We start from the raw sequence: 10298 nt of genomic DNA, 5'->3' as shown, positions 1-10298 counted from the left end.
GTCAGCCTTCGGAGAGCGGCGGCACGGCCAGCGGCCCGGTGAAATGGAAAGGATCATCGACCCCGTTGTAGTCCAGCAGTTCCTTCCACAGCAGCGGGGTTCCGAAGGCCGCCTGCGAGAGCAGCCCCAGGTCCGTGGGATGGACAGCGGGTACGCCCTCCTCGTTGGTTTCATCCGTCCCGCTGCCCAGGACTTCCACGGAGCCGACGGCGGGTGCCGTGACGTCCACCGGCGGCAGCCGCTGGGCGAGCTCGTAGCTCTCACCGCCGGGCTCGTCCGCGGCGGAACCCACCCGGACAAAGAGCAGCTTCATCCACGACCGCAGCGGCGAGCCGTCCGGTGCGAAGCGGTCGAAGCGTTCGGCTACCTCGGTCACGATGCCCGGGATAAACCACGCCATTCCCCATGCCAGGCAGGCCAGCGGAGGACGACGGCGGCGCGCGGCTTCAGCGGAGTTTTCGGCGAGTTTCCAGATGGACCGGGTCATCTGCCGAACGTCGGATACCGGAACGCCTTCGGGCGCCAGATCGACGTCGAAGAGCAGCTCCAGCTGCAGCTCGGTCCGGCCGCCGCCGGTGAACAGCAGCGGATCATCGGCCAGCGACGTCCCGGTCAGCCGGCCGCCGGAGGACCGGCGGGTTTCTACGCCTGCGGTTCGCGTCATGACCAGGGATTCGGGGTTGAGCAGGCAGCTCAGGTGCTCGCCGGTTTCCTCGATCAGGAAGGACACATGTTCCATCAGCGGGCTCCTTGTTCGGCCGCCAGCCGGGAGGCCCGGGCGAGGGCATCCAGCCATTGTCCTTGCGCCGCCTGGACGGCCGCTGCCGATCCGGCCAACCGGTTCTGCCCTGGCAGGTCCGGCCAGGGCGGCGCCGCCGGGAGCACCGCGGGAACGTTCGGCCCCACCGGCGATGCGGCGCCGGAGGCGGGAAAAGCGTCCTGCTTCTGGCCGGTGTCCGCGTTGGCCTGCTGCGCCGGTGCAAGGAGCGACGACGACTGGTAGGGGACTGCTGACCCGTTGATATCGAATCCGGCAGGACTTCCTGTGCTACCCGGGCGTTGCCCTGCAACAGCCTCGTTGGCGCCGTCCTTGCCTGCCGTCTCGGCGCCGTTGGCGTTGCCGTTGCCAGGGACTGTGGGACGGCTGGTCCCGTCGCCGGACCGGAAAACGGCGGCCCGGTACCGTGGAACGGCTCCCGGCACGGAGCGGTCTTCCGGTCCGCGGCCGACGTTCAAGACCAGGCGGCCGCTGGCAACCGGCGGGTGCAGCCCTGGACTCCTGCCTTCAGGATCCGTGCTCCGGGGATCGGCCGTACTTCGGGGAACGGCGTCATCCGTCCGCTGGGCCGGATCGGCTGGTCCCGGAGGAGGCGCCGGCGTGCCCGGAGACGGTTCCGCCGCATTCCTCGGGGCAACCGGACTGCGGCCCCACGCTTCCGGAACCGGACTGGTGGCCCCCGTGGGCAGATGCAGCGAACTGCCTCTCGCCCCGGTTTCCGCCGGGGAACCGGGAGGTGCTGCGCCCGCTGCCTGCCTCGGCCGGGGTTGTGCGTCCTGCGGCGGGAACGTCACTGCGCTGGGTTTCCCGGCCCTTTTCGGCTCGGCGTATCCGGCGCGCCGCACCGGTGCTCCGTAGTCTTGGCGTTGCTCCGCTCCGGCCGCGGTTGGTGCCGTCCGTGCCTGCGTTCGTTCGGACGCTGGTACCGGTGCCTCCGCCGTCGTTATTCCTGCTTCCTGCTGTCCGGGCTTGTGGGCGAAGAGGCGGGCAAGATGTCGCAGTCCGGTGGCGAGGATCCCGCCCGATGAACGCACGGAATCCTTTTCGTTCCGGGCAGCCCCTTCCGGCTCCGCTCCCGTTCGATAGGCGGCGGTGGATACGCCGGCCTCTTCCAGCCTGGCCAGCCAATGCTCCGGGGCACCGGGTTTAGCCGCGGCAGCAGGCGCCGCCGCCACGTCTTTCGGTTGCGGGGCCGGGTCGAGGGCGTCGGCTATCCGGCGCAGACTCTCGGCCACGGCTTTACGGGGCCTGGTTTCCGTCATCTGCCAGTTCCAGCCGGTCGAACGTGAGGGTCAGGCACTCTATGGCGAGTTCGTCGCCGAGCGCGTCCAGCGGGGTGCCTTGCCATTCGCAGGGCCAGGCGCCGATGAAGTCCCAGCGGCGGACATGGTCCGTGCCGGCCTCATTGAGCAGGGCCAGGGACACATCGCGGCGTTCCACCCGGCCCTTGACCGCGGTGAAGAGCCAGCGTAGCAGTTCGTCCGAATCCGTGACGCCGTACCAGAGCTTCACCGGCGGGTAACTCACCTGCATGGGGATGGCCCGGACCACGCTGTTTTCGCCGCCGGCACGGAACAGCGCGCGGTTGACCACGATGCCCAGCCCCTCGACCCGGGTGAACGCGGCCTGCATGATGCCGTGGTCGATGAGCTTGAAATTGTACGCGCGGTACGGGTCGACGACGTTGCCCGGCTGCGCGCTGGGGGCTTTGTTGGATCCCGGCATGTCAGGCTCCTGTGCTTTCGATTTCGGTCATGTTGGCGGACTGCATGAGCTTGAAGATGACGAACTCTGCGGGCCGCACCACGGAGAGGCCGACAATGGCCACAATCTGGCCTTCGTTGCGCACCTCCGGAGGGTTGGTCTCCTCATCGCATTTCACGAAGAAGGCCTCTTCCGGCGTCCGGCCGAGCAGGCCGCCATCGCGCCAGACATTGGTCAGGAACGAACCGATGTCCCTGCGGAGCGAGCCCCAGAGTGCGTAGTCGTTGGGTTCGAACACGGCCCATTTGGTGCCTTCGGCGATGGACTCCTTGATCATGTTGGTCAGGCGGCGGACGTTGATATACCGGTACTCGCCGGACTGCGGTGCGCGGGTGCGGGCGCCCCAGACCAGGAAGCCCTCCGGGAAGCGACGGATGCAGTTGACGCCGGCCGGATTGAGGACCTCCTGCTCCCCTCGGGTCACTTGGTGGACCAGGTTCACCGCGCCCTGGACCGGCTCGTTGGCAGGTGCTTTATGGACGCCGCGGGAGGAATCCACCCGCGCCCAGATGCCGGCGATATGGCCCGACGGCGGCTGGGCCACCAAGGCGCCTGTGACAGCGTCCTGCACGACGATCCACGGGAAGTACTGTGCCGCGTAGCCGCCGGGGGACTGGGGTGCCCCGATCGGACCGTTGTCCTCGGAGCTGGGAGGCGGGCTCCCGCCGTCGTCGTCTTCACCGGCATCGCTGCCTGAATCCGTGCCGCCAATGTTGTCCGGCTCCGGAACCGTTGCGCCGCCTGCCGCAGTCAGATCGTCGATGTCAGCCACGTCTTCTGGCGTGTCCATCACGGCAAGGCGGTCCTGCCGTAACGGGTGCTCGCAGTGCTCCAGCAGGGCGGCGTAGTCCTGTGGCCGGTGGAACCCTGGGGCGGCGACCATCGACACATTGTCCAGGGCTTCGAGCAGCCGTACGCCGGTGGGCTTGGCCGAGGTCCCGGTGAGATTGTCGCCGTCGCCGATATTGACGACGTAGCAACGCCCGCCGCCGTTGGCGAAAAAGCCATAGACGGCGTTGGCCAGGTGGGTCCCGGCGCTGGCGTCGCCGATGTAGAGGTCGGCGAACTGTGTCCAGTTGTCGATCGCGACCGCTTCGTCCAGCCGGGCTTGGGACTTCGGGGCCTTGCCGATGAAGGCCGCGATGCTGGTACTGACCCGGCCGATGGTGCGCGGCCCGCTGGGCACTTCCTTAACGTAGACGCCGGGCGCCAGGTAGCTGGTCATCAGGTTCCTCTTTCATCATCTGGTGGTTCCCAGCGGAGGGTAAGCGGAACGTCCCGGCTGCTGGCACTTATCCGGCGGGCGGCGCCGTCGAACTCCACGGTGAAGTGCTGGGTGTCATCATGCGTGGTCAGCAGCTCGAACCCGCCGTCCAATCCGGTGGTGGCGGTTCTTGCCGATGCGTGGGCGCGGACGCGGGCGCCAGCCAGCGGCTTGCCGTCCCGGCCCCGCAGGGTGCCCTGCAACAGACGGCCGGTTCCCATCCGCAGCTGCAGCGGCTCGCGGACCGGAGGCCCCGCCGGAATGTCGAGCCGGACAGCCACCGGGATCCGGACGAGGAAACTGAACACGGTCGGAACCGCAGGCGGCCCCTGCCTATCCAGCGGGGCCACCCGATAGCGCCCGACCGATTCGAGGGCTGTCAGCAGGGTCTCGGTGTTTTCCAGTCCGCGCTGGCCGGAGCTGCTGACGGCGACGGTGAGTTCGAGGTCCAGGACGGGACCGTCCCGCTGGGAGCGGCTCGTCCGGTCGAGGGCGACGGGTCGGATCCTGATGGGACCCTCTGGTTGTGGCGGGGGATGGTCCGGCCCCGCAGTGTCTTCTTCAAGGGTGGCGGCGTCGGGAGACACGGCCGCCGAAACAAACGCCGCAAACTCCGTCAACGCCGCCCGTGCAAGGCTCATCGTGGCTCTCCCCTCACAGCCAGAGATCGTGCTCGTGTGCTAAAGGCTACTCCTGAAAGACAGGGCCGTCACGGGATAATTTCCCGGCCGTTTCCGCCGCCGGTACGTATGGAAAGGTTTGATCTGCGGCACCGCCCGGGGAATCATGTCAAGATGCCCGCTTCGATTGATTCGAGGAATCATTTGATTTTGCCCGGATAGCAGGCTTGGGCTTTGGCCCTTGTTTTGACGTGGTGAGGGTCAGCAGTTCGGCCGTGAGGGCCTGGACCTGGCGTTGAATGGCCGCCGGATTCAGGGGGCTCGTTTTCCTTGGCCAACCGTGTCTTGACTCTCTTGGCGACAGTGCCGGTATCGGCCAGGACGCGCTGGTACGGCGTGGCCGGTTTGTCGTATTTCTTGGTGGTCTTCGCGCCGTTGCGTTCCTTGGAGACGAGTTTTTGCTGCGGCGCGAAATGGTTGGTCAGCAGCCGCTGCAGCGCCCCAGATCCGGTTCAGCAGCTCCAGCTCGCCTGCGGTGTCGTAGCGGTGGTAGCCGACCGTCTGGCGCACGATATGCCAGTTCTTCTGCTCGACGTGGGCGCCGTCGTTCTTGTTCCCCGACCGGGACCTGGTGAACGTCAGGTTCTCCTGCTCGCACCAGCGGAACAGTCCCCAGTTGATGAATTCAGAGCCGTTATCCGAGTCGATTCCCAGGATCGGGAACGGGAACTTCGCCGTGGCCTCCTTGATCGCGGCGAACACCCATTTCTGGGCCTTGTTCTTCACCGAGACGGTTTCCGTCCAGCCCGTGGCGATGTCCGTGATGTCAAGGGTGAAGCAGAACTCGCCCCGCGAATTCCCGCCTTCGTGGCCGACTAGGTCGATCTCCACGAAACCCGGCCGGGCGTCGTCCCATTCGGCCCAGGTCCGCATCGGAATCGAGTCCTTGAGCAGTGAGCCGGGCTTGGTCTGCGACCTGCCGTGGACGGTGAGTTTGGCCCGGTCCCCGGCAAGCCGCCGGTCGATCGTGGCCGGCGCGATGCGCAGCAGCAGCGCGGCTGTCTGGTCGTCGATCCGGAGCTCTTCGAACCGGCGCAGCCGCGGGACCAGGTCCGGCAGCGCCGCGGCCAGCAGCCGCCCGCACGGGGTGCCCTGGACCGCCCAGCACCGCCGCAGGGCTTCGATCACCTGTTCCCCGTACACGGGCGGCCGCGGCGGCCTGGGCTTGACCGGCTTGAGCACCAGTGCCAGGCGCAGTGCCTTCCGGGCGTGGTCGCGGTGCCAGCCGGTCACCGCGCACAGCTCATCCAGGATGGACTTCTTCGAGGCCCGGTCCGCCCTGGCATAGCGGGTGGCGATGGTCTTCGTGACGGCTCTGCGTTGGCTCATCGTAAGCTCCATGGCTCAGAGTGCCGGGCAGGCAACAGCGTGCCCGGCAGACACACCGCTACGCGGGCATTATCAAATGATTCTTCGATAGCAGCTACGCGGGCATCTTTGACGAGTCAACGCGCACCGTTGACGAACGGTGCCGGCAGGGTCAGACTGCAAGGTAGAGAACGGCCTAGGGGCGTCATTGGAGGCAAGCGTGTTCTCTCCGCAGGGGCTGCCGGGGCGGCCCAATAGACATTGGTCTGCGCAGGTGCGGGCTGCTTGGCTGGCGCTTGCCCTCCTGGTTTTCGGACTGGCCGGAGCCGGCAGTGCAACGGCCGTCGGCCCGGCGCCGGACGCACCATCGGCCAGCTCAGCGCAGGATCCCACCCCCGAGTCGGCTCCATCCGATCCGGCCGAGCCTCCCCAAACGGCGTCCGAGGCACCACGTGCAGACTTCGTGGTGCTGTGCGAGGGCTTCACCTGCACGATGGACGCCTCGGCTTCCGTGGATCCGGACGGCGGCATCATCGAGACCTTCCTGTGGGAGGTGGCGGACGGCAGCCAGGGCGAAGGGATGTTCTGGGGCCATACCTTCACCGCGCCGGGCGTCTATACCGTGCGGCTGACGGTGATCGACGACAGCGGCGCCGCGGGAGTGCTGGAACAATCCGTCAAATTCGACGGACCGACGGAGAGCAATCCACCGCCTCCGTCGGAGACCGCCGGGTCGCCGCCGACCACAGGCGGCGCAGTTCCCGGCCCTACCGGGTCGGAAACCGGAGGTCCCTCGGAGACAGGAACTCCGGAACCGACAGCAACTGAACCCTCCGATTCGGAAGCGCCACCGCCGTCGACCCCTGGAGTGGATCCCACGGTCACCGAACCTCCTGGCTCCGACACCCAGGAAATCCTCGATAAGTGTTTCGAGGGGACGCTGGTGTTCAGGCCGCCGTCACCGATGGTCCAGGGGGAAACCAAGGCCTTCCCGATCCGCGTTGCATTCAAGGACTCGCCCGTCGACCCGGCTGAGGAGCTGCCAGGTGAAGGCCCTATAGAAACTGAATCGCCCAAGCTGTGTGAATTCATGCGGGCAGATCTCACCAGCGACGGCCTGGATATTGAGCTCACCAGCGGCAACACCGGGCTTATCGCGTTGCCGTCTGAGGGCGTGGGGATGTGGAGCTGGAACATCACCGCCCGCGAGGCCGGCACGAAGCAGATGGTCCTGACAATCTGGACCAAGGGACCGGACGGCGCCGATGTGTTGGTCAAGACGTTCGAGAAGTCGATCGAAGTCAAGATCGGCATCGGCTACGTCCTGGGCAACGCGGTCAAGGAATGGGGCGAACCGCTCGGTATCACCATTCCGGTGGTGGTCGGCGCGATCGGCGCTCTCTATCTCTGGTGGCGGCGCCGACGGTATCAGCCCAAGCACGCCGGAAGCGGAAACCCACCGGATCCGCGGGAGCCCCGAGCCCCGCCCCGCTTCCGCCGCCGTCGCGCATAGCCTCAGGGCAGCCGCCAGCCGCCGTAGACGGTCGGCGAGGGGGCGGGAACGCGCTCGCCGCATTCCTGCCGGAAGCGGGAACCGTCCACCAGTTCGACGGCGGTGCTGCGCTGTTCCCGGGCCTGGTCCGGTGCCGGACGGACCACCAGGTGCAGGCGCACCGCCAGCGCTTCCGGCGACCCCGTGTTCCCTCCCGCTGCCGCTGTGCGAGACTCGCGGCACAACGCCAGCCATCCGTCGCCGGGGCGGAGGATGCCGGCCACCTGCGCGGACGGCGGAACCGAAAGCAATTCAACCGGTTGGACCGCCGCAAGGCCGCCGCCGGTCCCAGCGCCGGTCCCAGCGCCGGACAGCCGCGCGCCGGAAAGGACGTCGATCGGGGAGCCGTCGGACAGCTCCGCCAGCACACCGACCAGAACCATGGCGGCTCCGGGCCTGGCCGTCAACCCGATCCAGCACGCCTCGCCGTCCGGCAGTGCGCATACGAAGCCGCCGTCTCCGGCGGGGCAGAGCGGCAGCGCGCCGGCGCTCGGCGGACGGCGGGCCAGCAGGCCGTTGTCGGGGGAAGGGAAGCGCTGGAAGGATGCCGTGATGCCGTCGGCCAGCGGCAGTTCAAACACGGCGGCTGCGCAGTGAGGCCGCGGCCGAAGCCGGAATCTGCAACCGGTTCCCTGCGTCCGGGCCCGCGCCGTTCGCGTCATCGGCCTTGGCATCGAACCAGTGCTGCAGTTGGCGCGCATGCAGACGCTTGGCCCGTTCGTCCGCCGCCCAAGTCAGGTACGGGCCGAAGTTCGTGACGGCGTGGACACGCTGCCAGAGTGCTTCGGGCACCAGCTCCGGGTGGGTGTAACTGGCCTCGACGATCAGCTGCCAGCCGTACCGAAAGATTGGCGGCACGGCCATCGGCGCGGTCCTGCGCAGTGCTGGATCCGAGCAGCGCAACGACAGGGCCGCCACATCCGGGTGCCAGTCACCGACCATGGAGGCGAGGCGGACGACGGCGGCGTCGAACTGGGCATGCTGGGCGGTGGTTCCGCCGTTGGCGCCGTCCATCGCGATCAGCAGCAGGTAGCAGCCGATGATGCCGGCCAAAGGATCTGCGTAGTCCTCCAGCAGTAGTTTCTGCAGCCCGCTGCCGTGCGGCTTGCCGAGCAGGTCCCGCCCCTGGGCGAGGGCCAGCCGCGCCGTTTCCAGGACTTTGTCTTCGCTGGCCGGCGGGGCGCCGGCGTCCGGTCCCCGCATGAACACGGCGGCGTCGACGATCGGCATGATGTCGTCGAGCGGGGTGCCGGGAACGAGCAGGGCAGGGGAGCGCTGCAACGCGATCTGGGTCAACCATCCGTCGCAGACCATGACCGTGGCCTCGCCGGTGCGGCCGCTGCGGAAGGTGTGGCGGAGGAAGTAGGCGCCCGGTTCCAGGGCGCGCTCCCAGATCGCCACGTCCTTGGGCCGGCTGACGTGGCCCGCCCCGAGGTCCACCAGCAGCTGGCCGTCGGCGGAGAACAACCGAAGGCCCTCCAAGGGGTTCCCCGGCGGCTGTACGGGGGCGTCGTCGTCCAGCCAGTACCGCGCCAGTATGGAGAGGCCGCTTGAGGGCTGGCCTGTACCGTGCAACAGGCTGTCCCTTGCCGCGGCATCGAGGAACGGCTCCGCGTGCGCTTTGCTGGCGAGGGCGCTGCCGGGAATCGGCGCCGGCGAGGGAACCTCCGGCGCGGAAAGGAAGGCTGTCTCCATGTCCGCATCCAGCAGGATGACCTGTTCGGACACGCTTGAAATGTCCCGGCCCAGCTCGACCCGGATCTTGTAGACCCCGGGCGCATCGAACTCGTGCAGGGCGCCGGTATCGGAGAAGATGCGCTGCAGGTTGTGGTCCAGCACCGAAATGGTCGCCGCCGGATTCGCGGCCCGGACATCGATGCTGAACAGCTGGGTGGGATGCGGCGGCCTGACCGGCTCGCCGAGATCCGACAGGCGGAGGTGCCGCGCCCCCGCACCGGTGACCTGGAAACCGTGCCGCACACCGGCGTCGGCAATTTCCGCCATATACAACCCGCGCACCAGCTCGCCCTGCCAGGAACTCCCCGTCAGCTTTTGGCGGACGACGGCGGCGTGCGGCCTTCCGGTCCACAGTTTCAGTTCCTGATCGACGGCACCTGGCGGGAAGTCGAGGCGCACCGAGTAGGTAGGCCGGCTGCGCAGTCGGCGGAAAAGGATGCCGGAATCGGCCCGAATGTACGGATGCAGGTCCACGGCCGATGCATTGCGGGCCTGATCCGGCAGGAATTCCGGCATGGTGTCGTGCAGAAAGGACTTCAGGCTCTCTGCCGTGATGCGGCCGTGCTCGTCCGTGGCCCCGCCGCGCAGGCCTTGGAGCAGGGTGTAGCTGAAGACCCCGTGCACCCTTCCATCCGGCATCCGGTGTTCCAGCGCGCTCTTGGTCTGGGCGGCGACCGCCACGAAGGCGGGTCCGGGAACGCCGGTGCCGGTGCCGGCGCGGATTACCACGTTGCTGACAGGGATGGTCTGCTGGTGCGTCATGCAGCAGTCCATCCAGAGCACGTACTCGCGGAAGCGCAGCGCCTTGCGGAAGCTGCGCAGCCAGTCGTAGGCGTACACGTAGGTGGGGATGCTCAGGGAGGCCTCGGCGGTGAAGAGCGCCCCTTCCTCCAGCACCGGGGCGAAGCCGTGGCCTGAGAAGTAGAGGTAGAGGCGCCCGCCCATGCGGTCAGCCGTCTGCTCCACGAGCGACGCCAGCGCCTTGCGGATCCGGGCCTCCTCGGGCTGCGGATCCGCCGGGGTAGGGTCGAAGTCCGCCGAGCGGATCATCCGGATGTTCTCCGGGACGAGGCCGCCGCCGTCGTCCGCCGCGAGCCAATTGCGGATGTCCAGCGCATCAGTGTCCGGCCCCACAAGATCCGCGGTGCTACCGGCCGGGGCGAACTTCGGATACCGCGAAATGCCGACGACGACGGCGTAGTCCTCCACGCTGTC

General features: G+C 67.9%; 9 protein-coding genes. 1 reads left to right on the top strand and 8 read right to left on the bottom strand.

Annotated elements, in window-relative coordinates; all coding sequences use genetic code 11:
- Position 1: 1 nt before the first annotated feature.
- The 6 genes from B0G38_RS03805 to B0G38_RS03780 form a co-directional block, all read right to left on the bottom strand.
- Complete coding sequence (locus tag B0G38_RS03805) at positions 2-739, bottom strand: CIS tube protein (protein WP_169995235.1); 738 nt, start codon at positions 737-739, stop codon at positions 2-4.
- The gene (locus B0G38_RS03800; protein WP_169995233.1) at positions 739-2040 is read right to left on the bottom strand and encodes a hypothetical protein; all 1302 of its coding nucleotides are present in this window, start codon (positions 2038-2040) and stop codon (positions 739-741) included. The genes B0G38_RS03805 and B0G38_RS03800 overlap by 1 nt, the downstream gene beginning before the upstream one ends.
- A complete protein-coding gene (locus B0G38_RS03795; RefSeq protein WP_169995232.1) occupies positions 2018-2503 on the bottom strand; it encodes a phage tail protein in 486 nt (161 codons plus the stop codon). The genes B0G38_RS03800 and B0G38_RS03795 overlap by 23 nt, the downstream gene beginning before the upstream one ends.
- Before the next feature lies 1 nt (position 2504).
- Positions 2505-3767 (bottom strand): phage tail sheath family protein, encoded by a 1263-nt coding sequence (locus tag B0G38_RS03790; RefSeq protein WP_264668214.1) that lies wholly within the window; start codon positions 3765-3767, stop codon positions 2505-2507.
- On the bottom strand, positions 3767-4447 hold the full coding sequence (locus B0G38_RS03785) for a hypothetical protein (RefSeq protein WP_169995228.1): 681 nt from the start codon (positions 4445-4447) through the stop codon (positions 3767-3769). The genes B0G38_RS03790 and B0G38_RS03785 overlap by 1 nt, the downstream gene beginning before the upstream one ends.
- A gap of 291 nt (positions 4448-4738) precedes the next feature.
- A complete protein-coding gene (locus B0G38_RS03780) occupies positions 4739-5815 on the bottom strand; it encodes an integrase catalytic domain-containing protein (protein WP_264668213.1) in 1077 nt (358 codons plus the stop codon).
- 199 nt (positions 5816-6014) lie between these two features.
- On the opposite strand from B0G38_RS03780, the gene B0G38_RS03775 reads away from it, so the two are divergent.
- Positions 6015-7307, top strand: a complete 1293-nt coding sequence (locus B0G38_RS03775; protein WP_264668212.1) for a PKD domain-containing protein — start codon at positions 6015-6017, stop codon at positions 7305-7307.
- A 2-nt stretch (positions 7308-7309) separates the two neighbouring features.
- Here the strand turns inward: B0G38_RS03775 and B0G38_RS03770 are convergent, their stop codons facing one another.
- Both B0G38_RS03770 and B0G38_RS03765 read right to left on the bottom strand, forming a co-directional pair.
- Positions 7310-7927, bottom strand: coding sequence for a hypothetical protein (locus tag B0G38_RS03770; protein ID WP_169995224.1), 618 nt, complete (start codon positions 7925-7927; stop codon positions 7310-7312).
- Positions 7920-10292 carry a caspase family protein gene (locus B0G38_RS03765; protein WP_169995223.1) on the bottom strand — a complete coding sequence of 791 codons (2373 nt, stop codon included), beginning with the start codon at positions 10290-10292 and terminating at the stop codon, positions 7920-7922. Before B0G38_RS03765 ends, B0G38_RS03770 begins: the two co-directional genes overlap by 8 nt.
- Positions 10293-10298: the final 6 nt, after the last annotated feature.

Source organism: Crystallibacter permensis (genome assembly GCF_025960875.1).
GTDB classification, from domain to species: domain Bacteria; phylum Actinomycetota; class Actinomycetes; order Actinomycetales; family Micrococcaceae; genus Crystallibacter; species Crystallibacter permensis.
The sequence above is the reverse complement of the archived record's forward strand: the minus strand, read 5'-3'. Positions and strand labels throughout refer to the sequence as shown.

What these genes read in the sequence shown, in the direction of transcription:
- B0G38_RS03805 (WP_169995235.1), bottom strand. Translation starts at nt 739, where the DNA reads ATGGAACATGTGTCCTTCCTGATCGAGGAAACCGGCGAGCACCTGAGC.
- B0G38_RS03800 (WP_169995233.1), bottom strand. Translation starts at nt 2,040, where the DNA reads ATGACGGAAACCAGGCCCCGTAAAGCCGTGGCCGAGAGTCTGCGCCGG.
- B0G38_RS03795 (WP_169995232.1), bottom strand. Translation starts at nt 2,503, where the DNA reads ATGCCGGGATCCAACAAAGCCCCCAGCGCGCAGCCGGGCAACGTCGTC.
- B0G38_RS03790 (WP_264668214.1), bottom strand. Translation starts at nt 3,767, where the DNA reads ATGACCAGCTACCTGGCGCCCGGCGTCTACGTTAAGGAAGTGCCCAGC.
- B0G38_RS03785 (WP_169995228.1), bottom strand. Translation starts at nt 4,447, where the DNA reads ATGAGCCTTGCACGGGCGGCGTTGACGGAGTTTGCGGCGTTTGTTTCG.
- B0G38_RS03780 (WP_264668213.1), bottom strand. Translation starts at nt 5,815, where the DNA reads ATGAGCCAACGCAGAGCCGTCACGAAGACCATCGCCACCCGCTATGCC.